Origin of the sequence: Pseudideonella sakaiensis (assembly GCF_048320135.1) — a bacterium.
GTDB classification, from domain to species: Bacteria; Pseudomonadota; Gammaproteobacteria; order Burkholderiales; family Burkholderiaceae_C; genus Ideonella_A; species Ideonella_A sakaiensis_A.
Window position 1 is genome coordinate 42,547 of record NZ_CP182947.1, and the last position, 24,634, is coordinate 67,180.

Below are 24,634 nucleotides of genomic sequence, written 5' to 3' on the forward strand. Positions count from 1 at the left end.
CTCAAGTGTAGCCACGGACGTCGCGCGTGGTGGCGCTGCCACGGATGGCCTTGCCGCTGTTGTCGCGCTGCTGCGGCGGTGCCAGCGCGGCGCGCGCCTGGCCGATCAACGCATCGATCATCAGCGGCACGCTGAACGGATGTTCGATGTGGCGCGCGGTGCGGCTCAGTTCGCGCGACCAGTCGCCGAGCCGCTGCAACACGCCGGCGTCGCCGCGAAGCGGCAGCCGATCGAACGCCGCGGCCGGGAAATAGCGCGGCGCCGCGCCCGCGGCAAGGCACATCGCATCGTGGCAGACCTTCTGCAGCGCACCGACGACCTGCGGCAATTGCCAGCCGGCCAGCACGCCGGCGTCGCCGCGCGCCAGCGCCTGCGGCAAGGCCTGCCAGCCGGCCGCATCGATGCCCTGCTGTTGCCAATCGAGCACCTGCTGCGGCTGGCCGCCGGTGGCCGCCAGCATCAGTTCGGGTTCAGTGACCCCCTGCCCGGCCAGCCAGCGGACCGCCAGCGCCGGATCGGGCAAGGCCAGCATGACCGTCTGGCAACGGCTGCGGATCGTCGGCAGCAGCGCGTCGGGTGCGGCGCTGGCGAGGATGAACCGGGTCACGCCGGGCGGCTCCTCGAGCGTTTTCAGCAGCGCATGGGCGGCGATGCCGTTCATCCGCTCGGCTGGATAAACGACGACGACCTTGGCGCGGCCGCGGGCGCCGGTACCCTGCGCAAAACCGACCGCGCGGCGCACCGCATCGACCTTGATTTCCTTGCTCGGCTTGGCCTTGCTGGCTTTCTCGCTGGCCGCATCGTCGCCCTGCCCCCAGCCGAGCGCTGCCTGCAGCAGCTCGGGCAGCAGCACCAGCAGGTCAGGGTGCGAATACGAGACGTGCAGCTTGCACGCCGCGCATTCGCCGCAGGCGCCCTGCCCGGCTTGCCGCTCCGTCGCCTCGCACAACCAGGCCTTCGCCAGCGCGATCGCCAGCTCGAACTGGCCGACGCCAGCCGGCCCGCTGACCAAGACCGCATGGCCGTGCTGGCTGGTCAGCGCCTGCGTCAGCGGCCGGGCGAGCCACGGCAGCGGGTCCGTGTCACTCATTCGCGCCTCACCAGCCACGCTGCACGAGTGCCGCGTCGATCTGCTGCCAGACAGCAGCGCGTTCCGGCGTCGCGTCGATGCGGACAAAGCGCTGCGGCGCCGCGGCACAGCGCTCGGCATAGGCGGCGCGGACGCGGGCGAAGAAATCGAGATCCTGCTGCTCGAAGCGGTCCGGTGAGCGCGCGGCCGCGCGCCGCGCTGCGGCCATTTCGGCCGGCAGGTCGAACCACAAGGTCAGGTCGGGTTGCAGCTCGCCGTGCACCCACTGCTCAAGTTGGCCGAGGATGGCGCGGTCAAAACCGCGGCCGCCGCCCTGGTAGGCAAAGGTCGCATCGGTGAAGCGGTCGCAGACGACGGTTTCGCCACGGGCGAGCGCCGGCGCGATCTGCTGCTGCAGGTGGTCGCGGCGTGCCGCAAAAACCAGCAGCGTTTCGCTCAAGGCATCCATCGGCCGCTCGAGCAGCAGCTCGCGCAGGCTCTCGGCGAGCGGCGTTCCGCCCGGCTCGCGCGTCGCCAGCACGCCCGCGCCGGCACTGCGCAGCCGTTCGACCAGTGCGTCGACGTGGGTTGATTTGCCGGCACCATCGATGCCCTCGACGGTGATGAACCTGCCGCGCTGCGGCGCGCCGCCTTCGATGCTGCGAATCAATTGGTCTGGGTCTCGGAAAGTGGATCGGGCGCACGCGGCGGATGCCGCCCGGCGGCCACCGGCTGTGCGCCCGGGGATGTCAATTCGACGCCGGCTTGCCGCCGCGCTGGTACAGATTGACCGCGCGATTGTGGGCCACCAGGTCATCGCTGAATTCGCTGCTGCCGTCGCCGCGGGCGACAAAATACAGCGCATTGCTGTCGGCCGGGTTCACCGCCGCGAGCAGCGAGGCCTTGCCGGGCATCGAGATCGGCGTCGGCGGCAGGCCGTTGCGGGTATAGGTGTTGAACGGCGTGTCGGTCAGCAGATCGACCTTGCGCAGGTTGCCGTCGAACTTCTCTCCAAGGCCGTAGATCACGGTCGGGTCGGTTTGCAGCGGCATCGAGATCTTCAGCCGGTTGATGAAAACCGCGGCGACCTTGCGGCGATCCGACGGCAGCCCGGTTTCCTTCTCGATGATCGATGCCAGCTTCAGCAGGTCATCTGCGCTGCGCAACGGTGTGTCGGGCGGGCGGCTTTCCCAGACCGCCTGCAGCCGCGTCTGCATCGCGCGCCGGGCCCGCTTCAGCACGGCCAGGTCGTCGCTGCCCTTGTTGTAGGCATAGGTGTCGGGGTAGAAGCGGCCTTCCGGCGGCAGGCCGGGTTCGCCGAGTGCGGCCATGATCTCCTCGTCGGTCATGCCGGCGGTCGTCTGTTTCAGGCTCTCTGCTTTTGCCAGCTCGGCGCGGAACTGGCGGAAGGTCCAGCCTTCGATCAGCCGCACGGTGGCCTGGCTGACATCGCCGCGCACCATCTTGCTGAGCAACTGGCGCGGCGTCGTGCCGCTGCCGATCTCGTAGCTGCCGGCGCGGATGCGCCGCGCGTCACCCGACCAGCGGAACAGTTCGTAAAGCAGGAACGGCGAAGCCTGAACCCCGGCGGCGACCCAGTTGTTGGCGATTTCGCGCGGGCTGGTGCCCGGCTCGATCGACAGTTCGACGCTGGCGCTGGCCAACGGCATCGGGCGCTCGAGCCAGTACCAGCCGGCGGTGCCGACGACCAGGGCCAGCAGCAGGACCGAGATCCCGGTCGCCAGCGCAGCTTTTCGCAGCCAACGTTTCATTTCGGACTAGAACGGTTTGCGATCAGGGGCACCCGGAGCCGGGCTCTCGGGTGCAACAACGGCCCAATCATAATTGCGCGATGCAAAATGCCGAAACCCGACCCAGCGCCATGTCCAATCCCTCGCCCGCCGGCAGCGCGCCGCGCTGGAGTGGCAGCGTCGAATTGCCGCATTGGGGCCTGATCCGCGCCAGCGGGCCCGACGCCGCTTCGTTCCTGCACGCCCAGCTGACCCGCGACTTTGCCAGCCTCGGCGACGACGAGGTGCGGCTGGCCGGATTCTGCTCGGCGAAGGGCCGGCTGCAGGCGAGTTTTGTCGCTTGGCGCGGCGGGCCCGATGAACTGCTGCTGTCGTGCCACGACAGCGTGCTGGCGGCCACCGTCAAGCGGCTGTCGATGTTTGTGCTGCGCAGCAAGTGCAAGCTGAGCGATGCCTCGTCCGAAGCAGCCGACGCCGCGTCGCGGCTGGTCTGCTCCGGGCTGATCGGCGCTGCCGCCGAGCGCGCTTGCCAGGCTGCGGGTCTGGCGGACGCCGGCCCGTGGCGGCATCGCCGCCTTGATGGCGCCAGCCTGCTGCGGCTGCCCGAAGTCGCCGGCCTTGCGCGGGCGGTCTGGGTCGCCGGCGCCGGCATCGCCGCGCCCGGCGCCGACGCGGCGACCGGTTCCGACGAGGCACCGCCGCCGACGCTCGACAACTGGTGCTGGCTCGAGGTCTGCAGCGGCATGCCGACGATCGAGGCCGAGACGGTCGACAAATTCGTGCCGCAGATGGTCAATTTCGAGCTGATCGGCGGCGTCGATTTCCAGAAGGGTTGTTATCCCGGCCAGGAAGTCGTCGCGCGCAGCCAGTACCGAGGCACCGTGAAGCGGCGGATGTTCCTGTTTCATGTCGCCGGAGCCTGTGCACCGGGCGAGGATGTCTTTCACAGCAGCGATGTGACGCAACCGGCCGGCATGGTCGTCAATTCGGCGCCGCGGCCCGGCGCGAGCGGCGAAACCGCGCTGATCGAGGTCAAGCTGGCCAGTCTCGACGACGGCAGCCTGCACCTCGATGGCGTCGACGGCCCGCTGCTGACCCGCATCGAGCTTCCGTACAAGGTGGCGGCACCGAGCGAAAGCTGAGCCCGCATGGCCGCGCCGGAAATCTTCATCTACTACCGCATCGCCGCGCTGCACGAGCCGGCGGTGACGCCCGCGGTCGCGCAGTTTCAGGCGGCGCTGCGCAGCGAATTCGGCGCGTTGCAGACGCGCCTGCTGCGTCGTCACGATGGTGGCGACGAGGAACTGACGCTGATGGAGGTTTATGTCCAGGCCGCAGCCGATGCCGACCGGCTTGCCACCAGCGAACTGCTGGCGGCGATCGAGCAGGCGGCGCGCGTCATCGCGCCGTGGCTGCTCGGCGAGCGCCACATCGAGGTCTTCGAGCCATGTGCCTGATTGCGCTGGCGATCGACCAGGATCGCCGCTTTCCGCTGGTGGTCGCTGCCAATCGCGACGAGTTCTACGACCGCCCGGCCTCGCGGCTCGGCTGGTGGACGCCAGACAGCGGCGGCCCGGCGATCCTCGGCGGGCGCGACATGCGCGCCGGCGGCACCTGGCTCGGCGTGACGACGCAGGGGCGGATGGCGATGCTGACCAATGTGCGCGAGCCGCAGCATGCGCAGGATCCGACGGCGCCGTCGCGCGGCCACATCGTGCCGCAGTGGCTGGCCGGGCAGGAGCCGCCGGACCGCTTCTGGATGCGCACCGCGTTGTCCGGCCACAACGGCTTCAACCTGCTGATGGCCGATTTCAAACTCGGCTGCTGCTTCTGGGCATCGAACCGCAGCCGTTATCCGAAGCGGCTCGAGCGCGGGCTTTACGGGCTGTCGAACGACCTGCTCGATACGCCGTGGCCGAAGGTGCAGATGCTGAAGCGGTCTCTCAGCGACGCGGTGAAGAGTTCGGCATCGGTCGACGCCTTGTCGATCCGCTTGTTCGACGCGCTGGCGAACCGCGACCCGGCGCCTGACGATGAGTTGCCCTCGACCGGCGTGCCGCGCGACTGGGAACGCACCTTGTCGGCGGCCTTCATCCGCAGCCCGGACGGCCGCTACGGCACGCGCTGCTCGACGCTGCTGATCACCGAAAAGCTGAACCGCACACTGGTCACCCATGTGCTGGAACGCAGCTTCACCGCCAACGGCGTGGCCTTGCTGCGCCGCGCGACGCTGAAAAACTGGCCGCCGCGCTACAGCCTCGACCCCGAGGTCGACGAGGCCTTGCCGACGCCGCAGGAACCGGTGCGCGATGGCGAACTCGATCCGGCCGCGGTGCTGCAGCCGCGCAAGCGCGGCCGCGTGCGCAGCCTGCTGAAGCCCGTCTCGGCCGGCTGAGGCCGGCCCCGCTGCGCTTCAACGGTCGTTTGCCTTGCGCCAGACCGCGAAGTCGTCCTTGGTCCGCGGATCGGTTGCCGGGTACAAGCCGAGGATGCTGCGGCCCTTGCGCACTTCGTCGGTGACGAAATCCTCGAACGCGGTCATTTCGACCGCTTCCTCGGCGAGTTCGTCGGCCATCTGTGCCGGCAGCACGACAACGCCTTCGCGGTCGCCGACCATCACGTCGCCGGGGAAAACCGGCGCATCGCCGCAGCCGATCGGCACATTGATGTCCAGCGCCTGGTGCAGCGTCAGATTGGTCGGCGCGCTCGGCCGCTGGTGGTAGGCCGGCATGCCGAGCTCGGCGATTTCCGGCGAGTCGCGGAAGCCGCCGTCGGTGACGATGCCGGCGCAGCCGCGCACCATCAGCCGCGTCACGAGGATCGAGCCGGCCGATGCGGCGCGTGCGTCCTTGCGGCTGTCGATCACCATCACCGCTCCCGGCGGGCACTGTTCGATTGCGGCGCGTTGCGGATGCTGGCGGTCCTGGAAAACCGTGATCGGGTTCAGGTCCTCGCGCGCCGGGATATAGCGCAGCGTGAACGCCTCGCCGACCATGTTCGGGCCGTTCGGATTGAGCGGGCGCACGTCCTGGATGAACTGATGCCGCAGGCCGCGCTTGTACAGCGCGGTGCACAGCGTTGCGGTGCTGACCTGCATCAGGCGGGCGCGGGTTGATTCTTTCAAGGCCATGACTCAGTCCCCCAGCTGCAGGTTGTTGTCGACGATGATCTTTGCGTAACGCTTGCGGTCGGCAGCGATCAGCGCGGCAAATTCTCCCGGCGTGCCGCCCTTCGCGACCGCGCCCTGCGCGAGCAGTTGCTGCTGCACTTCCGGCATCGCCAGCACCTGCTGCAGATCGGTCGATACCTTGTCGACGACGGCCTGTGGTGTACCGGCCGGTGCCAGCAGGCCGAGCCAGGAGCCCGACTCGGCGCCCTTCACCCCGGCCTCTTCGAGCGTCGGCACGTCCGGCAGCGCGGCGACGCGCTGCTTGCTCGAAATCGCCAGTGCCTTCAGCTTGCCGGCCTTCACGTGGCCGGAGAATTCGAGCACCGACGCAAACATCATGTGCACGTTGCCGGCGATCAGGTCGGTCATTGCGGCGCCGCCGCCCTTGTACGGGATGTGCAGCAGGTTGATGCCGGTCGCGATCTTGAAGGTTTCGCCCGACAGGTGCGGCGAGCCGCCGTTGCCGGAACTGGCGTAGGTGTATTTCTCCGGATTGGCCTTTGCCAGCGCAATCAGCTCACGGACGTTGTTCGCCGGCAGCGAGGTCGTTGCAGCGAGCAGGAACGGCAGTTCGGCAAACTGGCCGACCGGCGTGAAGGCGGTATCGGGGTTGTAGCTGAGCTTCTTGTACAGCGTCGGGTTGATCGACTGCGTGCCGACGTTGCCGGTCAGCAGCGTATAGCCGTCAGGGCGTGCCCGGGCGACGACGTCGAGCCCGAGGTTGCCACCGGCGCCGCCGCGGTTGTCGACGACGACCGACTGGCCCCACAGCTGCGACAGCCGCTGGGCGACGATGCGGGTGCCGATGTCGGTGCCGCCGCCGACCGCAAACGGCACGACGATCGTCACGGTCTTCGTCGGCCAGGCCGCAGCTTGCGCATGGGCGATGCCGGCGGCTGCCAGCGTGCCGCCGGCGAGCAGCGCAACCGCCACAGCGCGGCGGGTCAGGGAAAAGGGATGGCTCACGGGGTCTCCTCGGGGTGGATCCGACCAACCGGCGGGATGCCGATCGATCGATTTACTAACATTCTAGTATCCTAGCATTGGACCGATCGCTCCACAAGCCCGCACAATCACGACATGGCACGACTCCGCCCGTTCATCCCCGACCTCGCCGCATCGACATCAGCTGCTCACGCGACGCTCGATCCACCGCCACGCGGCCAGGTCGGCCGAGGTGTCTACGAGACCTTGCGCACCGCGGTGCTCGACTGCACTTTCCTGCCTGGCATGGCCTTGTCGGAGCAGGCGGTGTCGGAACAACTCGATGTCAGCCGCGCGCCGGTGCGCGAGGCGTTCCGGCAGCTGGCGAACGAGGGACTGCTCGAGTCGCTGCCGCAGCGTGGCACATTCGTTGCGCGGCTGAACGAGGCGAAGATCAGCGATGCGATCTTCGTCCGCGAAGCGATCGAATGCCGGGCGGTCGAACTGGCGGCGCAGGCGTCGCTGGCGCAGCGGCGCACGCTGGCACAGATCGTCAAGCGCCAGGCGTCGGCTTCAGCGCGCGCCGACTATGCGGCGCACCTCGCGGCTGACGAGGAATTCCATCACCAGATCCTGGTGCTGGCCGGCCACCCGCATGCCTGGGCTGCGCTGCGGCTGGCGCGCACCGGAATGAACCGGATCCGCCACCTGGCGATTCCGGCTGTCGGCAGCAATCGCATCGCAATCGACCACCACCGCTTGGTCGTCGATGCGATCATCGCCGGCGACGCCGGCGCGGCGAGCCAGCGGATGCGCGAACATGTGCAGTCGCCGCTGGCATTCCTGCAGGAAATCCGCCGCCGGCATCCGGACTATTTCGAGGATGAGGCGCGCACGTAGGAGCGGCTTCAGCCGCGATCGTTGGCATGCCAACACTCGGAATCGGGGCTGACGCCCCTCCTACGTCAGCGGCAGCACCATCTCGACATGCTCGATGCCGGCCTCGACAAAGACCTCGCCGTGGGTCGCAAAGCCGGCGCGCAGGTAGAAAGGCACCGCCGACATCTGCGCATGCAGCAGCACCTCGCGGTCGCCGCGCCGGCGGGCCGCGTCGACCAGCGCATCGAGCACCTGGCGGCCGATGCCGCTGCCGCGCACCGCCTGGTGCACCGCCATCCGGCCGATGCGGCCGACCGCCGGTGCGTGCTGCAGCAGCCGGCCAGTCGCAAGTGGTCGATCGAAACGGTTGCACACCACCGCATGCACCGCATCGCCGTCGGCATCGTCCCATTCGAGATCGGCCGGGATTCGTTGCTCGTCGACAAAGACGCGGGTGCGCAGCGCCCGTGCCGGTTCCTTCAGCTCCGGCCAGGCGCCCACTTCAAGCCGTGTCATCGTCTCGCCGGCCTCGAAGCCCTGCAGCGCCTCGCGCAGCGCCGGCGGCACCGGCTTCGAGGTCTGGCTCGCCGGATCGGCAAAAACGTAGACCAGTTCGCAGCCGACCAGCAGCCGCTCCTGCAGCAACACCGCACCGTCGAAGACGATCGATGAGTTGCCGATGCGCCGGCAGCGCAGGCCGACATCGAGCAGATCGTCGTATCGCGCCGAGCCGAGGTAATCGAGGCTCGCCTTGCGCACATAAAGGTCGCCGGCAAGGCCTTCCATCGTCTCGTGGTACGGCATCGCCATCGCCCGCCAGTAGCCGGCGATCGCGGTGTCGAAATACATCAGGTAGTGGCCATTGAAGACGATCTGCTGCGCGTCGATCTCGGCCCAGCGCACGCGCAGCCGTTCGAGAAAGCGGAAATCGCTGCGTTTGGCAGGGCTGGTGTCGGACATGGTCAACGGTTTGGAAAAGGTCAGGTTTCAGGTGGTGAACGAGGCGCGCAGAAAATCGCCGATCGCCGTCTGCGCGGCCATCGCCTCCGGGATCGCGCGGCCCATCTTGATGAAATCATGGGTCAGGCCGCGGTACAGCTCGAGCTCGACTGCCACACCGGCGGCGCGCAGCTTGTCGGCATAGGCGAGACCCTCGTCAACCAGCGGGTCGCATTCGGCGAGCACCAGGCAGGCTGGCGCGACGCCTTCGGCATCGTCGGCATTCAGCGGCGCAAACCGCCAGTCGCCACGATGGTGATAAGGGATGTACTGGTCGAAAAACCACGCGATATCGGCGGCCTCGAGCAGAAAGCCGTTGGCGAACAGATGGTGCGACGGCGTATCGGCATGGGCCGTCGTGCCTGGCGTGATCAGCACCTGGGCCGCGAGCTTCAGCCCGATGTCTCGTGCATGCAGCGCGGCGACCGCGGCCAACGTGCCGCCGGCGCTGTCACCGCCGACTGCGAGCCGGGCGCCGTCGAGGTCGAGTTCCCCGGCGTGTTCGGCCAGCCAGCGCATCGCGGCCCAGCCATCGTCGACCGCGGTCGGGAACGGGTGTTCGGGCGCCAGCCGATAGTCAAGCGCGATCACCGCTGCGCCGCTGCGCAGCGCGAGTTGCCGGCACAAGCTGTCGTGGGTTTCAAGATCGCCGATCGTGAAGCCGCCGCCATGCAGATACAGCAGCACCGGCAGCCCGGGCGATCGGCTCGGCGCATACAGCCGCGCCGGCATCTGATGGCCGTCGGCGGCCGGTATCCGCAGCTCGCCGACGCGCGGCAATGCGGCACGCGGCAGGTCGAGAATCTCGGCGCTGGCCTGGTAGGCGCGCCGCGCCTCGACCGGCGGCAGCGTGCGGAACGGCGGCCGACCCGTCCGGTGGATGCGGTCGAGCAGGCCGGCCATGCGCGGCGTCAGCAAGGTGGTTCGGGTCGGGTGCAAGGTCACGGCGCGGGCGGGTCAGCGGACGGCTAAGATCGCCGGCAAGCATAAGCCTCCCGTGGAGCAACGATGGCACTGATCTACTACATCACCCAGGTCCAGCTCGATTTCGGCGCGATCGCATTGCTGCCGCAGGAATGCGAGAAGGCCGGCATCCGGCGGCCACTCGTCGTGACCGACCAGGGCGTACGCGCTGCCGGTGTGCTCGACAAGGCGCTGGCTGCACTTGTCGGCATGCAACATGCCGTTTTCGACCAGACACCGTCGAATCCGACCGAAGCCGGCGTGCGTGCGGCCGTCGAGATCTACACGCGCGAAGCCTGCGACGGCCTGATCGCGGTCGGCGGCGGCTCGAGCATCGACCTCGCAAAAGGTGTCGCGATCGCTGCGACGCATCCGGGCCCGCTGAAGACCTATGCAACGATCGAAGGCGGCAGCCCGAAGATCACCGACAAGGTCGCGCCGCTGATCGCGGTGCCGACCACCGCCGGCACCGGCAGCGAAGTGGCGCGCGGTGCGATCGTCATCGTCGACGATGGCCGCAAGCTCGGTTTCCACAGCTGGTCGCTGGTGCCGAAAACCGCGATCTGCGACCCCGAGCTGACGCTCGGTCTGCCGCCGCTGCTGACCGCCGCGACCGGCATGGATGCGATCGCCCATTGCCTGGAGACCTTCATGGCGCCGGCGCTGAACCCGCCGGCCGACGGCATCGCGCTCGATGGCCTCGAGCGCGGCTGGGCCCACATCGAACGCGCAACCACGGATGGCAGCGACCGCGATGCGCGGCTGGCAATGATGTGCGCCAGCATGCAGGGCGCAATGGCCTTTCAGAAGGGGCTTGGCTGCGTGCACTCGCTGAGCCACAGCCTCGGTGGCGTCGATCCGCGGCTGCACCACGGCACGCTGAATGCGGTGTTCCTGCCGGCGGTGATCCGCTTCAATGCGCCGGCCGAGTCGATGCAGCGCGAACGGCGGCTGCAGCGCATCGCCCATGCGATGGGGCTGGCCGGCTGCGGCGCCAATGGCAACGAGGTCGCCGAGGCGATCAAGCAGAAAAACGAACGCCTCGGCCTGCCCGGCGGCCTCACGGCGATGGGCGTCAAGGCCGAGATGTTCGAGCGCATCATCGACGGCGCGATGGCCGACCACTGCCACAAGACCGGGCCGCGGCTGGCCACGCGCGACGATTACCGGGAGATGCTCGAAGCGTCGATGTGAGGGAGAAGTCTTGCCGTGGGAGGGGCTTCAGCCCCGATTCGGGATGATCGCGAGGCAATCACCGGCAATCGCGGCTGAAGCCGCTCCTACAAAGGTTGCCCGAGGCTGTCGGTTTTTCGTAGGAGGGGCTTCAGCCCCGATTCGGGATGATGGCGACGCAATCACCGGCAATCGCGGCTGAAGCCGCTCCCACAACAGCAGCGCGAGGCTGTTGGCAATTCGTAGGAGGGGCTTCAGCCCCGATTCGGGATGATGGCGAGGCAATCACCGGTCGATCGCGGCTGCAGCCGCTTCCACAGTCCTGAGCACCGACCCGGCTCAACAGCTCATTTGTAGCTGCCGAGCTTCTTCGCCAGCGCACCGGCCTTCTCGTATTCGGCCTTCAGATCGGCCGCGAACTGCGCGTTTGTGACCGAAACCGGTGTGGCGCCGAGGCCCGCGAGCTTGGTCTTGACATCGGGCGACGCCATCGCGGTCGTGATGTAGCCGTTCAGCACGTTGATGACCGCCTCAGGCGTTTTTGCCGGCGCGACGAAGGCATACCAGACCGGTGTCGGCACATAACCCGGGATGCCGCCGCCTTCGGTGATTGCCGGCACGTCGGGCAGCAGCTGCGAACGCTGGTTGTCGAGCACGGCAATCGCCTTCGCGCGGCCGGACTGGATGTGTGGCGCGACCAGCGGCACGACGGCCGGGAACAGCGGCAGGTTGCCGCCGATCAGGTCGGTCATCGCCTGCGCGGTGCTCTTGTACGGAATCTCCTGGATCTCCAGGCTCGCGGCCTGCTTGAACAGCTCCATTTCCTGCTGGCTGATCGTGCCGGGGCCCGACGAGCCATAACTCAGCTTGCCCGGATTGGCCTTTGCATGGGCCATCAGCTCCTTCACGCTGTTGATGTTCAGCGCGGGTGATACCGCGAGCACCAGCGGGATCACCGCGACCTTCGCGACCGGGACAAAATCCTTCACCGGATCGTAGGGCGGCGCCGCCTTCTGGCTCGGCACGATGACCAGCGGATTGGCCGCGATCAGGATCGTGTAGCCGTCGGGCGCCGACCGCGCGACCTCCTGCGTGCCGATCAGGCTGCCGGCGCCCTCCTTGTTCTCGATGATCACCGACTTGCCGGTCTTCTCGGTGATGCTCTGCGCAATCGTTCGTGCCAGCACGTCGCTGCCGGTGCCGGGCGAATACGGCACGACGATGCGGATCTGGCGGTTTGGAAAGTCGCTCTGCGCCCAGGTCTGCATCGGCAGCGTCGAAGCGATCGCGGCGGCGCAGCCGGCCAGCAACAGCTGGCGGCGGCTGGACGCTGGCCGGAGGATCACGGGAATCTGAATCTGTTTCATCGTTGTCTCCTGAATGGATAAGCTCGCTCGCAGTCGGTCTCGATCGGGTTCAAGGTCTCATGGCGCCCCCCTTCGCGTCGGCCGCGCGCGTTCGTTTTGTGTCAGTCGATCACGCCGGCGCGGCGCGCGGCCGCAACGTCGGCGGCATCGAGCCATGGCGCGAGGATGTTCCAGGCCTCGTCGGCCTGCCATGGCTGGAAAGGCTTCGGCACGCCGTTCGGCGTGCGGCTGAAGCGTGGCGCCGGCGCCGGCTGGGTGACGCCGTCGATCTCGAGGTAGGTGCCGCGCGCGCGCAGGTGTGGGTGGTTCGGCGCCTCGTCGATGCTCAGCACCGGCGCGAAACAGGCCTCGATGCCGTCGAAGGCGGCGCACCACTCGTCACGGCTGCGGGTCAGGAAGGTTTCGGCGATCTGCGCTTTCGCGGCCGGCCAGGTCTCGCGGTCCCATTGCGTGGCGAGCAGATGCGGCAGCCCCAGCACCTGCAGCGCGGCGCGGTAGAACCTGGTCTCGACAGCCGCCAGCGATACATAGCGCCCGTCGGAACACAGATAGGTCTCGTAGAACGGCGCGCCGGAATCGGTGACATTGGTGCCGCGCTCGTTGTTCATGATGCCTGCGGCAAAGCTGCCCTGCGGCTGCGTCATCAGGCTGGCGACACCGTCGACCATCGCCGCATCGACGACCTGGCCGTGGCCCGAGCTGCGCGCCTCGACCAGCGCGGCGAGCACACCCATCACCAGGTACATCGTGCCGCCGCCGAAATCGCCGACCAGGTTGATCGGCGGCGTCGGCGGCTGCCCTGCCCTGCCGATCGCATGCAACGCGCCGGTCAGTGCGATGTAGTTCAGGTCGTGTCCGACATCCTGCGCCATCGGGCCGTCCTGGCCCCAGCCGGTGATGCGGCCGTAGACCAGTTTCGGATTGCGTTCGAGGCAGATCTCCGGCCCGAGCCCGAGCCGCTCGGTGACGCCGGGACGAAAACCCTCGATCAGGATGTCGGAGCTGTCGATCAGGTCGAGCACGAAGGCGACCGCGGCCGGGTCCTTCAGGTCGACCGGCACCGAGCGGCGGTTGCGCAGCAGCAGATCGTATTTCTGCGGCCGCGGCACGCCGAGGCCGCTCGGCTGCTTGCGGTCGACGCGCAGCACCGTCGCACCCATGTCGGCGAGCAGCATCGCCGCCATCGGACCAGGGCCGATTCCGGCCAGCTCGATCACCTTGATGCCATGCAGCGGTCCCATCGGCAGGCTCCTTGATCAGTGCAGCGCGCGGCCGGCGGACGGTGCCGCCGGCGCGATGCGTGCGGTCAGAACGGTGCGAAATCCTTGCCGAGGATGTCGCGGGCGATGATGCCGAGGTGGACTTCGCGCGGGCCGTCGGCGGATTCCATCCCGAGGCAGTCGCGCAGCCGCTGCTCGTGCGGCAGGTCCTTGGCCCAGCCGTAGTGGCCGTTCAGCCGCATGCAGGTGTAGAGCACCTCGTTGGCGACCTTGACGCCCCACCACTTGGCCATCGACGACTCGGCATCGTGGCGCAGGCCCTTGTCCTTCAGCGACAGCGCCTTGTAGCAAAGCATGCGCGCCGCTTCGAGCTGGGTTGCGCAGACCGCGAGTTCCTGCGAGACACCCTGCCACTTGGTTGCCGAGCGGCCCATGATCTGGCGCTGCTTCAGGTAATCCATCGTCTCTTCGAGCGACTTCTGCGCCGCGCCGATGCAGGCCAGCGGCACGAAATTGCGGTTGTAGCCGATGATCGTCATCGCCCAGATGAAGCCTTCGTTCTCCTTGCCGATCATGTTGATCGCCGGCACGCGCACGTTGTCGAAGAACATGCTGCCGCCGCGATCGAGCTTCTGGCCCATCCGCTCGAAGTTGCTGGTCGTCAGCCCGGGCGTGTCGGTCGGCACGCAGAAAAAGGACAGGCCGCGCGGGCCGGGCCGGCCGGTGCGCGCCGAAACGAAAACGACTTTCGAGACACCGGTGAAGGTGATCGAGGTCTTCTCGCCGTTCAGCACCCAGTGGTCGCCGTCACGTACCGCCTTGGTCGTGATGTTGCCGGCGTCGGCGCCGCCGCGCGGCTCGGTGAAGGCAAGCGACATCATCTCGCCGTTGGCAATGCGCGGAATCCATTCCTTCTGCAGCGACGGGTGCATCGACGATGCCATCTCGCCGAGGTGGATCGCATTCGAGATGATGTAGCGGATCTGGTGGTCGGCCCGGCCGATCTCCTCGCAGACGATGCCGCAGTCGACGAATGAATAACCCTGGCCGCCGTATTCCTCGGGCAGGCGCAGGCGCAGCAGTCCCATGTCGACGATCTTCCTGATGTAGTCGTCGGTCAGCCATTCGCCGCTGCGATCCCAGTGCTGGTACTTCGGCAGCAGTTCCTTCTCGGCGAAGTCACGCACCGAGTCGCGGATCATGATCTGGTTGTCGTCGAGGCTGAAGTTCATGGTGTTTCCTTGCTGGCGCCGATCGGCGCGATGGGGTTCACGCCTTCGCGTGTTCTGGGCCCGTGAACCACGGGCCGGTGATTGGGTGCTTCCACGGTGAATAGCTGTCGCCGGTGCCGGCGGCTGCGCCGAGCCGGAAGTGGCGCGCGGCCTGCAGCGTCTCGACCGCCGGCAGGTTCGGGTCGTAGAACTCGGCCGGCCGCTGCGGCCGCGGGCCGGCTTTCGACACATGGCCGAAGGCCGGCTGGCCGACGATGCGTTCGAGCAACCAGACGCAGTCGATGATCTTGTCGAGGTCGACACCGGTCGGAATGCCCATGCCTTCGAGCATGTGCAGCAGGTCTTCGGTCGGCGCCATACCCGAGGCAATGCCGTTGCCGCAATACTGGCCGCCGCCGATGCCGCCGAGCGTGCCCTCGATCAGCACGGTGTCGCTGGCGTCGAGATTGCGCAGCGCGGCATAGATGCACGGCAGCGCCATGCCGCGCGCATCGTGCATGTGCAGGTGGAAATGCTTCACCGCCGGCCAGCGGCGCTTGATCTCGCGGATGTCGGCTTCCATCTCGTGCGGCAGGCAGAAGCTCTGCGAATCGTGCAGGCCGATCTCGACGACTTCCAGGCCGGCCGCCTGCAGCGCATCGATCTGCTGGGCCAGCGACCACAGACGGTAGTCCTGTGAGAAGCGGCCGAGAAAATTCGAGCCCCATGCCGATGCGATGCCGGCGCGTGCGCGCGTCAGGCCGCGCCCGCGCGCCTCGGCGATCGTCTCGGTCCAGCCGGCCATGCCCTGCTCGATCGAGCGGTTCATGTTGCGCCGCTGGTGGACGTCGCAGATGTCCTGGAACAGCGTGCAGACATCCTGCTCGACCGTCAGCGGCGGCGAGAACTGCAGCGCCTTCAACTGTGCCTTCCGGTTGTGCGTGAAGGTCAGGTATTGCACGCCAGGACGCGGCCTGATCGCTGCCAGCAGTTCCTCGAAGCAGGCCATCTGCGGCACATAACGCGGGCTGACGAAGGCGCCGACGGTGATGCGCTGCAACCCGGTATCCGACAGCGCCTCGAGCAGTTCGATGCGCGCTGCGAGCGGGATCCCGGCATCGGCGATGCCGAAGCCCTCGCGCATCACCTCCTCGCTGAAGATCACCGTGGGCCAGTTCAATCGTCGCTCCCGATGCGGGCCCCGACAGGCCCTTCAAATGTCTACCTATTATCGAAGCGGAGCTTAAATAGTCAACTATTTAGGATGAGCGTTTTCCCTCGTTTGCCATCTAATGTCTAACCAATTAAGCTGGCCAGTCGTGGCCGGCTTGCCGGCGCGAGCGCAACCCATCCGGCACAGACGCATGAAACCCTTGGCAGGCATCCAGGTCCTGGACTTCTCGACGATCTTTGCCGGGCCGCATTGCGGGCAGCTGCTCGCCGACTACGGCGCCGACGTGATCAAGATCGAGCCGCTGAAGGGCGACGACTCGCGCAACTGGCAGCCCTTCCACACCGGCGAGCCTGGGTCCGGCACGTTGTTCCTCGTCGTCAACCGCAACAAGCGCAGCGTCGTCGTCGACCTGAAAAGCAAGGACGGCAGCGCGATCGTGCGGCGGATGGCGTCGAACTGCGACGTCGTGCTGCAAAATTTCAGCGCCGGCGTGATGGAGCGGCTCGGGCTCGGCTACCGGCAGTTGCAGGAGCTCAATCCGAAGCTGATCTATTGCACGATCTCGGCCTTCGGCGAGACCGGCCCGCTGGCCCATGCGCGCGGCTACGACCCGATGATGCAGGCCTTCAGCGGGATGATGAAGATTCCGCAGCCCGGTGAGCCTGCGCCGGCGCGCATCAACATCCCGCTGATCGATTTCACGACCGGACAGAATGCCTTCTCAGGCATCCTCGCCGCGATCATCGAGCGGCAGACGACCGGCCGCGGCAGCCATGTCGAAGCCTGCCTGGCCGATTCGGCAATGGCGCTGCAGGCCTGGGGACTGCAACGCGCATGGGCGGCGCAGAACACGAATGCGGCGCCGGCGTCGGCGCATGCGATGTCGGACAACGTGCCCTATGAATCGTTCGAGGCATCGGACGGCTGGCTGTTCATCGCCTGCGGCAACAACAAGTTGTGGCAGCAGTTCTGTGTCGCGATCGAGCGGCCCGAACTCGCCGAGCATCCTGACTATGCAAGCAATGCCGGCCGCCGCGGCCGCTACGACGCGCTGATGGCAATCCTGCGGCCGCTGCTCGCGGCGCGGCCGCGTGCCGACTGGGAGCAGGCCTTTCTCGCCGCCGGCGTGCCGTTTGCTCCGGTCAATACGCTGCTCGAACTGGGCGAACATCCGCAGATCCTGGCCTCGGGCATCGTCCAGCAATACAGCAGCCCGGAGTTCGGCAGCGTCAAGACGGTGGCGCGGGCGGTGCGTTTCGATGGCGAGATCGCTCCGGTCGGCAATCCGCCACCGGGGCTCGGCGCGCATACCCGCGAGGTGCTGCACGAGCAGGGCTTCAGCGATGACGAGATCGACCGCTTCATCGCGGCGAAGGCCGTTGCCGCCCATTGATCGACCATCATGGCAGTCGGCCGCACCCCATCGGATCGGGCTATAAACGGCCACCCGACGAGTACCAGAACATCACGCATGCCGAATCCGACGCCGATCCGCCGAGCGGCCGCAGCCCAACTCAATGGCAAGCCACCGAAGGCCGCCGAACGGGTGGCCGCGGAACTGCGGCACCAGATCGTCACCGGCAGGCTGAAACCCGGCGACAAGCTGCATCCGGAAAGCGTGCTGCAGACCGAATTCGCGATCTCGCGGCCGACGATGCGCGAAGCCTTGCGGCTGCTCGAATCGGAATCGCTGATCTCGATCAGCCGCGGCAAACACGGCGGTGCGCGGGTCAGCACGATCGACCTCGGCGCGGTTGCGCGCCAGGTCGGCGTCTTTCTGCAGGTGCAGGGAACGACGCTGCAGGACGTCTGGCTGGCACGAACGATTTTCGAGCCGCCGGCGGCCGGCATGCTGGCGGTCCACCATGATCCGGCCGCGATCGCCGAGCTCGAAGCGAACATTGCCGAAGCGAAGGAGGCGGCACGCAGCGACCTGATTCGTTATGCCGACCTGAGCGCCGAGTTTTCGCTGCTGATCACCCGCCATTGCGGCAACCGCACGCTCGACCTGCTGGCGTCGCTGATCTTCGACATCATCCGCCGCCAGCACGAGGATGTGACCGAACGGACGATCACCCGCGCCAGCGTCGACAAGCTGCGCCAGCAAAGCATCCGCAGCCGCGAGCAGGCGGTGGAATTGATGCGCAGCGGCGATGCGGTCGCGACCGAGCGCTTCTGGCGCGAACACCTGCTGCACATGCGCGACCTGGTGCTCGCCGCCTACGACGGCTCGGTGACGATCGATGTACTCAGCGAACCGGCCCGCAAGCCCCGCGCGGTCGGCAAGGTGCGGCGGGCTGCGCCGGTGGTGGCGGCACGAAGCTGAAGCGCCTCTTCTGCAGGAGGGGCTTCGGCCCCGATCTACACCCATTGCACCAGCCCGAATCGGGGCTGAAGCCCCTCCCACAAGAAGGATTACCTCGGCGCGGCTCAAGGCTGGGGCGCCGATTTCCGTGGGAGGGGCTTCAGCCCCGATTTGCGACCATGGCACAAGCCCGAAGCGGGGCTGAAGCCCCTCCCACAAAAAAAGCCGCCAGCCCGATCGGACTGGCGGCATCTTCAAGCCATATGCGGGAACCGGTCGTGCCGGTCCTCGCGATCAGCCGTGTTTCTTCTCTTCGAAGAACTGCTCGTCCTCGGTCGAGCCCTTCAGCGCGGCGGTCGATGCATTGGCTTCGATCGTCGTCGTCACCGAGTCGAAATAACCGGTGCCGACTTCGCGCTGATGCTTGACCGCGGTGAAGCCACGCTCGGCGGCGGCGAATTCCTTCTGCTGCAGTTCGACGAAGGCGGTCATGTTGTTGCGCGCATAGCCGTAGGCCAGGTCGAACATGCCGTAGTTCAGCGCGTGGAAGCCGGCCAGCGTGATGAACTGGAACTTGTAGCCCATCGCGCCGAGTTCACGCTGGAACTTCGCGATCGTCGCGTCGTCGAGGTTCTTCTTCCAGTTGAAGCTCGGCGAGCAGTTGTAGGCCAGCAGCTTGCCCGGGAACTTGGCGTGGATCGCGTCGGCATACTGCTTCGCGAACTCGAGGTCCGGCGTGCCGGTCTCGCACCAGATCAGGTCGGCATATTCGGCATAGGCAAGGCCGCGGGCGATCGCCTGGTCGATGCCGTTCTTGCTGCGGTAGAAGCCCTCGACGGTGCGCTCGCCGGTGAAGAACGGCGCGTCGAGCGGGTCGACGTCGCTCGTCACCAGATCCGCGGCTTCGGCGTCGGTGCGGGCCAGCAGGATCGTCGGCACGCCCATCACGTCGGCCGCGAGGCGCGCGGCAACCAGCTTGCTGACCGCTTCCCGCGTCGGCACCAGCACCTTGCCGCCCATGTGGCCGCACTTCTTCGCTGCGGCGAGCTGGTCCTCGAAGTGCACACCGGCGGCACCGGCCTCGATCATCGCCTTCATCAGCTCGAAGGCATTCAGCACGCCGCCGAAACCGGCTTCGGCATCGGCCACGATCGGCGCGAAATAGTCGATGTCGTCCTTGCCTTCGCTCCACTGGATCTCGTCGGCACGCTTGAAGGTCGCGTTGATCTTGCGGACGACCTTCGGCACCGAGTCGACCGAATACAGCGACTGGTCCGGGTACATCTCGCCGTTGCTGTTGGCATCACCGGCGACCTGCCAGCCCGACAGGTAGATTGCCTTCAGCCCGGCCTTGACCTGCTGCATCGCCTGGTTGCCGGTCAACGCGCCGAGCGTGTTGACGAACGGCTCGGTGTTGATCATGTTCCACAGCTTTTCGGCACCGCGCTTGGCCAGCGTGTTGTCGATCTGCAGCGAGCCACGCAGGCGCACGACGTCGGCCGCGCTGTAGCCACGCTTGATGCCTTTCCAGCGCGGGTTTCCGGCCCAGTCCTTCTCGAGGGCGGCAATCTGCTGTTCGCGGGTCTGTGTCGTCATGGAATCTCCTTGCGTGACTGGTTGAAGAAAAAAACGTCGATCTGTTGGCTTCAATGCTAGCTGGCTGCGCGGCGCTTGTGAAGACTTATGTCTTATATAAGACTAAAAATCTTTTCGTTTTAAATCAACGACTTGCGTTCAAGGTCCCATGATGCGGAACGATCTTCTCACAAAGTGAGAGCGTGGTGCTGCGGCGCAGCATCCGCCTTTTGCACAATGCGGAATACGCGCTGTCTGATATGAAATGGCTCTCAGCGACGGTTGCCGAGCCAGCGCGCGTAGATGGTTGCGGCAACCCGCTGCTGCGCCGCGAGCCGGGCAGCGGCACGTTCGTGGATCGCCACCGTGCTCTGTATCTGCGCATCCGGCATGCCGTCGCGAAGATGGCGCGCCGGGTCGTGTCCGGTGGTCCAGACCTTCAGCTTGGCCAGATCGAGCTCGATGTGGAACTGCATCGCCAGGTGCGGGCCGATGGCAAATGCCTGGTTGCGGCAGGCCGCATTGCCGGCCAGCCAGACCGCGCCGTGCGGCAGTTCGAAGGCTTCGCCGTGCCACTGGAAAATCTCCGGATCCGACTGCGCTGCATCACCGAACCAGTCGCCCGACTGTTCGGCCCAGTCGAGCCGGTGCCAGCCGATTTCCGGCCAGCGCGACGCACCGACCCGCGCGCCGAGTGCGCGCGCCATCAGCTGCCCGCCGAGGCAGTGGCCGATCACCGGCACGCCGCGGTCCATCGCATCGAGGATCAGCGCTTCGCCGCGGCGCAGCGCCGGCAGATCGTCGTTGGCGCTCATCTCGCCGCCGAGCACCGCCAATGCGCTGTGTCCGGACAGGTCGCGGGGGTAGGCGTCGCCGTGGTCGCGCAGGTCCATTGTCTCGCGCTGCTGGGCAAGCCAGGTCGCCAGATAGGCCGGCCCGTCGTCTGGCAGGTGCTGCAGCACCAGCACCGGCTTTTGCTGTTGATTCATTGGCCGCATTCTGAACGCCTTCGATCCTTGATGGTCTCGGGCGCAGCGGCCGCGGACGCCGTAGACTGCCGCATTGCCCGAATGCACCACAAGGGAGCGCCATGTACGACGAGAAGATCGACCAGAAGAACCACAACACAGCGGCAGCCGCCGAACCGGCCGCGCCACGGAAGATGGATGCCTTGTGGATGCCGTTTACCGCAAACCGCCAGTTCAAGCAGTCGCCGCGCCTGCTCGAGAAAGCGTCCGGCATGTATTTCACGACGCCCGAAGGCCGCCGCGTACTCGATGGCGTGGCCGGCTTGTGGTGCGTCAATGCCGGCCATGGGCGGCCGAAGATCGTCGACGCGATCCAGCGCCAGGCCGCCGAGATGGACTACGCGCCGCCGTTCAACATGGGGCACCCGAAGGCCTTCGAGCTCGCCGAGCGGCTGGTCAAGATCACGCCGCCCGGGCTCGACAAGGTGTTCTACGCCAACTCCGGCTCCGAGGCGGTCGAGACCGCATTGAAGATGGCAATCGCCTACCACCGGGTACGCGGCGAAGGCCAGCGCACGCGGCTGATCGGCCGCGAGCGCGGCTACCACGGCGTCAATTTCGGCGGCATCTCGGTCGGCGGCATCGTTGCGAATCGCAAGATGTTCGGCCAATTGCTCGGCGGCGTCGATCACATCCGCCATACCCACGACCTGCAGCGCAATGCATTCAGCAAGGGGCAGCCTGCGCACGGGGCCGAACTGGCCGACGACCTCGAGCGGCTGATCGCGCTGCACGATGCATCGACGATCGCCGCGGTGATCGTCGAGCCGGTCGCCGGTTCGACCGGCGTGCTGATCCCGCCACAGGGCTACCTGCAGCGGCTGCGCGAGATCTGCGACAAACACGGCATCCTGCTGATCTTCGACGAGGTGATCACCGGTTTCGGCCGCCTCGGTGCGCCGTTTGCGGCAAGCCGTTTCGGCGTCACCCCGGACCTGATGACGGTGGCCAAGGGCATCACCAACGGCAGCGTGCCGATGGGTGCGGTATTTGCCCGCAGCTTCATTCACGATGCCTTCATGTCGGGCCCGCCGCACCTGATCGAGTTTTTCCACGGCTATACCTATTCGGGCCACCCACTGGCCTGCGCCGCCGGCCTCGGCACGCTCGACACCTATGCCGAAGAAGATCTGCTGACCCGCGGCAGCCGGCTCGAGGGGCAGTTCGAAGCCGCAGTGCACGGTCTGCGCGAGTTGCCGAACGTGATCGACATCCGCAACATCGGGCTGGTGGCCGGCATCGAGCTCGAGCCGATTGCCGGCGAACCGGGCAATCGCGCGTTTTCGGTTTTTCTCGATTGCTGGGAACAAGGCGTGATGGTCCGCACGACCGGCGACACCGTCGCACTGTCGCCACCGCTGATAATCGAGCCTGAAGAAATCGAACGGATCGTCGACGCGGTCGCGAAGGCGATCCGCCGCGCGGCCTGATGCCGCCGAGAGAGCGCCTTTGAACCACCCTCACCCACCGTTTGCGGATCAGGACAGCGGCCGATCGGCCGCGCCGGTCGTGCTGGTGCCGGCGTGCAACCGTCTGCTCGGCGAGCATCCGTTCCATGTCGTCGGCAAGAAATATGTCGAGGCGGTGCGGATCGCCGGCGGCCTGCCGCTGGTGATTCCGAGCGCATCAGCCGACGAGATCGACAGCTACCTCGCACTGGCCGACGGCGTCTTCCTGACCGGCTCGCCGTCGAATGTCCATCCGGAACATTTCGGCGAGGAGGTGCTCGACCCGAGCCTGCCGCTCGACCGCGAGCGCGATGTCTGGACGCTGCCGCTGATCCGCAGCTGCCTGCAGCGCGGCATCCCGCTGCTGGCGATCTGCCGCGGCCTGCAGGAAACGAATGTCGCGCTCGGCGGCAGCCTGCTGCAGGCGGTTCAGCTGAGCCCCGGGCGCCACGAACATCGCGGCGCCGGCGGCCGCAGCGGTGCCCCGGCGGCCGAGGTGTATGGCGTGGCACATCCGATCGAGGTCGTTCCCGGCGGGCTGCTCGAGGAGGTATTGGGCCGCGGCAGCATCCACGTCAATTCGGTGCACGGCCAGGGCGTCGGCCGGCTCGCCGACGGCTTGCGTGTCGAGGCGACAGCGCCCGATGGCCTCGTCGAGGCCTTCTCGATGCCGAGTGCGGCCGCCTTCAACCTGTGTGTGCAATGGCACCCGGAATGGCAGGCCGTCGACAATCCCGATTCGGTCCGGCTGTTCAAGGCCTTCGGAGCGGCCTGCGCGGCGCACCGCAGGCAACGGGTCACCGCTGACGCTGCGGCGCCCTCTTCCGGCCGCTGACGGCCCGGCGTCTCAGCGCGTCGTTTTTCAAGGCATCTTTCCATGGTCTCCCGAGACAATTTCACCTTCAGCGAACTCGAGCAGTGGCTCGACGAGCATGGCGTCACCGAGGTCGAGTGCCTGGTGCCCGACCTGACCGGCGTCGCGCGCGGCAAGATCATGCCGCGCGGCAAGTTCACCGAGGACCGCGGCATGCGGCTGCCGGAGGCGGTCGTCGCGATGGGCGTGACCGGCGAATTTCCGACCGAGGGGCCTTATTACGACGTGATCAGCCCGACCGACCAGGACATGCACCTGCGCCCGGATCCGAGCTCGGTGCGCATCGTGCCGTGGGCCAGCGATCCGACCGCGCAGGTCATCCACGACTGCTTCGACAAGAACGGCAAGCTGATCCCGTTCGCGCCGCGTTCGGTGCTGCGCCACGTCTGCGACCTGTACGCCGCCGAAGGCTGGGAGCCGATCGTGGCACCTGAGCTCGAGTTCTACCTGGTTGCCCGCAACCCCGACCCCGACGTGCCGCTGAAGGCGCCGATCGGCCGCAGCGGCCGCGCCGAAACCTCGCGCCAGGCGTATTCGATCGATGCGGTGAACGAATTCGATCCGCTGTTCGAGGATGTCTATTCGTACTGCGAGAAGATGCAGCTGAATGTCGACACGCTGATCCACGAGATCGGTGCCGGCCAGATGGAGATCAACTTCTTCCACGCCCATCCGCTCGGACTGGCCGACGAGGTGTTCTTCTTCAAGCGCACGCTGCGCGAGGCGGCGATGCGCCACGACATGTTCGCGACCTTCATGGCGAAACCGATCGCCGGCGAGCCGGGCAGCTCGATGCACGTGCACCAGAGCATCGTCGACAAGGCGAGCGGCCGCAACATCTTCAGCAACGAGGACGGCAGCCCGAGCAAGGAGTTCTACTGGTATATCGGCGGCCTGCAAAAGTATGTGCCGGCGGCGATGGCGATCTTCGCGCCGTATGTCAACAGCTACCGGCGGCTGGTGCGTTCGACGGCTGCGCCGATCAATATCCAGTGGGGCACCGACAACCGCACCGTCGGCATCCGTTCGCCGGTTGCGACGCCGGTCGCGCGGCGGGTCGAGAACCGCGTCAGCGGCGCCGACGCGAACCCGTATGCCGCGCTCGCCGCAACGCTGGCCTGTGGCTATCTCGGGATCAAGAAACAGATCGAGCCGACGCCGGAATGCAAGGGCGACGCCTACCTCGGCGACTACGGGCTGCCGCGCAGCCTCGGCGAGGCGCTGGCGCTGCTGCGCGACGAAACCGACCTCGCCGACGTACTCGGCCGCGCCTTCGTGACCGTCTACACCGAGGTCAAGGAGGTCGAATATGCCGAATTCATGAAGGTGATCTCGCCGTGGGAGCGGGAGCACCTTCTCCTCCATGTATAGGGCCCCCCAGTCGCTGCGCTCCTGCCCCCAAGGGGCGCCCCCCATCGGCCCGGCAGAGCCGGATCCTCGGGGGTGGCTTGATAAACGCTTCGCTGCGCTCGCTTACCTGAAAACCGTACTTTTTCACTGACCTT

The 24,634-nt window shown here is 67.0% G+C and carries 23 protein-coding genes; 10 read left to right on the top strand and 13 right to left on the bottom strand.

The annotated features are described in order from the left end of the window. Position 1 precedes the first annotated feature (1 nt). The 3 genes from ACNH6H_RS00205 to mltG form a co-directional block, all read right to left on the bottom strand. Positions 2–1,090, bottom strand: coding sequence for a DNA polymerase III subunit delta' (locus tag ACNH6H_RS00205; RefSeq protein ID WP_418314710.1), 1,089 nt, complete (start codon positions 1,088–1,090; stop codon positions 2–4). 7 nt (positions 1,091–1,097) lie between these two features. After that, positions 1,098–1,739, bottom strand: coding sequence for a dTMP kinase (gene tmk / locus ACNH6H_RS00210; RefSeq protein ID WP_418314711.1), 642 nt, complete (start codon positions 1,737–1,739; stop codon positions 1,098–1,100). Positions 1,740–1,818: 79 nt separating this feature from the next. Next, a complete protein-coding gene (gene mltG, locus ACNH6H_RS00215) occupies positions 1,819–2,841 on the bottom strand; it encodes an endolytic transglycosylase MltG (protein WP_418314712.1) in 1,023 nt (340 codons plus the stop codon). A 110-nt stretch (positions 2,842–2,951) separates the two neighbouring features. On the opposite strand from mltG, the gene ACNH6H_RS00220 reads away from it, so the two are divergent. Genes ACNH6H_RS00220 through ACNH6H_RS00230 form a run of 3 tightly spaced genes read left to right on the top strand, consistent with a single transcriptional unit; the run spans position 2,952 to position 5,215 of the window. Further along, positions 2,952–3,962: a YgfZ/GcvT domain-containing protein gene (locus ACNH6H_RS00220; protein WP_418314713.1), complete on the top strand. Its 1,011-nt coding sequence runs from the start codon at positions 2,952–2,954 to the stop codon at positions 3,960–3,962. Positions 3,963–3,968: 6 nt separating this feature from the next. Then, entirely contained in the window at positions 3,969–4,277 is a 309-nt protein-coding gene (locus ACNH6H_RS00225) for a DUF4936 family protein (RefSeq protein ID WP_418314714.1), read from the top strand. Next, positions 4,268–5,215 carry an NRDE family protein gene (locus ACNH6H_RS00230; protein ID WP_418314715.1) on the top strand — a complete coding sequence of 316 codons (948 nt, stop codon included), beginning with the start codon at positions 4,268–4,270 and terminating at the stop codon, positions 5,213–5,215. The genes ACNH6H_RS00225 and ACNH6H_RS00230 overlap by 10 nt, the downstream gene beginning before the upstream one ends. 18 nt (positions 5,216–5,233) lie before the next feature. On the opposite strand, the gene ACNH6H_RS00235 is transcribed toward ACNH6H_RS00230, so the two are convergent. Then, positions 5,234–5,950 carry a ribonuclease activity regulator RraA gene (locus ACNH6H_RS00235; RefSeq protein ID WP_418314716.1) on the bottom strand — a complete coding sequence of 239 codons (717 nt, stop codon included), beginning with the start codon at positions 5,948–5,950 and terminating at the stop codon, positions 5,234–5,236. A 3-nt stretch (positions 5,951–5,953) separates the two neighbouring features. Continuing rightward, complete coding sequence (locus ACNH6H_RS00240) at positions 5,954–6,955, bottom strand: Bug family tripartite tricarboxylate transporter substrate binding protein (RefSeq protein ID WP_418314717.1); 1,002 nt, start codon at positions 6,953–6,955, stop codon at positions 5,954–5,956. 114 nt (positions 6,956–7,069) lie between these two features. Between ACNH6H_RS00240 and ACNH6H_RS00245 the strand changes: the two genes are divergently transcribed. Further along, a complete protein-coding gene (locus tag ACNH6H_RS00245) occupies positions 7,070–7,813 on the top strand; it encodes a GntR family transcriptional regulator (protein ID WP_418314718.1) in 744 nt (247 codons plus the stop codon). A gap of 60 nt (positions 7,814–7,873) precedes the next feature. Here ACNH6H_RS00245 and ACNH6H_RS00250 read toward each other — a convergent pair whose 3' ends face one another. Both ACNH6H_RS00250 and ACNH6H_RS00255 read right to left on the bottom strand, forming a co-directional pair. Then, positions 7,874–8,752, bottom strand: a complete 879-nt coding sequence (locus tag ACNH6H_RS00250; protein WP_418314719.1) for a YbgC/FadM family acyl-CoA thioesterase — start codon at positions 8,750–8,752, stop codon at positions 7,874–7,876. Between the two features lie 27 nt (positions 8,753–8,779). Then, positions 8,780–9,694 (bottom strand): alpha/beta hydrolase, encoded by a 915-nt coding sequence (locus ACNH6H_RS00255; RefSeq protein ID WP_418321168.1) that lies wholly within the window; start codon positions 9,692–9,694, stop codon positions 8,780–8,782. 105 nt (positions 9,695–9,799) lie between these two features. Between ACNH6H_RS00255 and ACNH6H_RS00260 the strand changes: the two genes are divergently transcribed. Continuing rightward, positions 9,800–10,948: an iron-containing alcohol dehydrogenase gene (locus tag ACNH6H_RS00260; RefSeq protein WP_418314720.1), complete on the top strand. Its 1,149-nt coding sequence runs from the start codon at positions 9,800–9,802 to the stop codon at positions 10,946–10,948. Positions 10,949–11,274: 326 nt separating this feature from the next. Here the strand turns inward: ACNH6H_RS00260 and ACNH6H_RS00265 are convergent, their stop codons facing one another. From ACNH6H_RS00265 to ACNH6H_RS00280, 4 genes are all read right to left on the bottom strand, one after another. Next, positions 11,275–12,294 carry a Bug family tripartite tricarboxylate transporter substrate binding protein gene (locus ACNH6H_RS00265; RefSeq protein WP_418314721.1) on the bottom strand — a complete coding sequence of 340 codons (1,020 nt, stop codon included), beginning with the start codon at positions 12,292–12,294 and terminating at the stop codon, positions 11,275–11,277. 101 nt (positions 12,295–12,395) lie between these two features. Then, on the bottom strand, positions 12,396–13,535 hold the full coding sequence (locus tag ACNH6H_RS00270) for a CaiB/BaiF CoA transferase family protein (protein ID WP_418314722.1): 1,140 nt from the start codon (positions 13,533–13,535) through the stop codon (positions 12,396–12,398). Positions 13,536–13,600: 65 nt separating this feature from the next. Then, entirely contained in the window at positions 13,601–14,746 is a 1,146-nt protein-coding gene (locus ACNH6H_RS00275) for an acyl-CoA dehydrogenase family protein (RefSeq protein ID WP_418314723.1), read from the bottom strand. Positions 14,747–14,783: 37 nt separating this feature from the next. Continuing rightward, positions 14,784–15,905: a hypothetical protein gene (locus ACNH6H_RS00280; protein WP_418314724.1), complete on the bottom strand. Its 1,122-nt coding sequence runs from the start codon at positions 15,903–15,905 to the stop codon at positions 14,784–14,786. Between the two features lie 184 nt (positions 15,906–16,089). Between ACNH6H_RS00280 and ACNH6H_RS00285 the strand changes: the two genes are divergently transcribed. Continuing rightward, complete coding sequence (locus ACNH6H_RS00285) at positions 16,090–17,292, top strand: CaiB/BaiF CoA transferase family protein (RefSeq protein WP_418314725.1); 1,203 nt, start codon at positions 16,090–16,092, stop codon at positions 17,290–17,292. 78 nt (positions 17,293–17,370) lie between these two features. Then, positions 17,371–18,225: a FadR/GntR family transcriptional regulator gene (locus ACNH6H_RS00290; RefSeq protein ID WP_418314726.1), complete on the top strand. Its 855-nt coding sequence runs from the start codon at positions 17,371–17,373 to the stop codon at positions 18,223–18,225. Positions 18,226–18,498: 273 nt separating this feature from the next. On the opposite strand, the gene aceA is transcribed toward ACNH6H_RS00290, so the two are convergent. Further along, the gene (gene aceA / locus ACNH6H_RS00295; RefSeq protein ID WP_418314727.1) at positions 18,499–19,800 is read right to left on the bottom strand and encodes an isocitrate lyase; all 1,302 of its coding nucleotides are present in this window, start codon (positions 19,798–19,800) and stop codon (positions 18,499–18,501) included. A gap of 251 nt (positions 19,801–20,051) precedes the next feature. Then, a complete protein-coding gene (locus tag ACNH6H_RS00300; protein WP_418314728.1) occupies positions 20,052–20,768 on the bottom strand; it encodes a type 1 glutamine amidotransferase in 717 nt (238 codons plus the stop codon). Positions 20,769–20,941: 173 nt separating this feature from the next. On the opposite strand from ACNH6H_RS00300, the gene ACNH6H_RS00305 reads away from it, so the two are divergent. Genes ACNH6H_RS00305 through ACNH6H_RS00315 form a run of 3 tightly spaced genes read left to right on the top strand, consistent with a single transcriptional unit; the run spans position 20,942 to position 24,500 of the window. Continuing rightward, on the top strand, positions 20,942–22,237 hold the full coding sequence (locus tag ACNH6H_RS00305; protein WP_418321170.1) for an aspartate aminotransferase family protein: 1,296 nt from the start codon (positions 20,942–20,944) through the stop codon (positions 22,235–22,237). Positions 22,238–22,256: 19 nt separating this feature from the next. After that, positions 22,257–23,090: a gamma-glutamyl-gamma-aminobutyrate hydrolase family protein gene (locus ACNH6H_RS00310; protein WP_418314729.1), complete on the top strand. Its 834-nt coding sequence runs from the start codon at positions 22,257–22,259 to the stop codon at positions 23,088–23,090. A 42-nt stretch (positions 23,091–23,132) separates the two neighbouring features. Next, complete coding sequence (locus tag ACNH6H_RS00315) at positions 23,133–24,500, top strand: glutamine synthetase family protein (RefSeq protein WP_418314730.1); 1,368 nt, start codon at positions 23,133–23,135, stop codon at positions 24,498–24,500. Positions 24,501–24,634 lie beyond the last annotated feature (134 nt).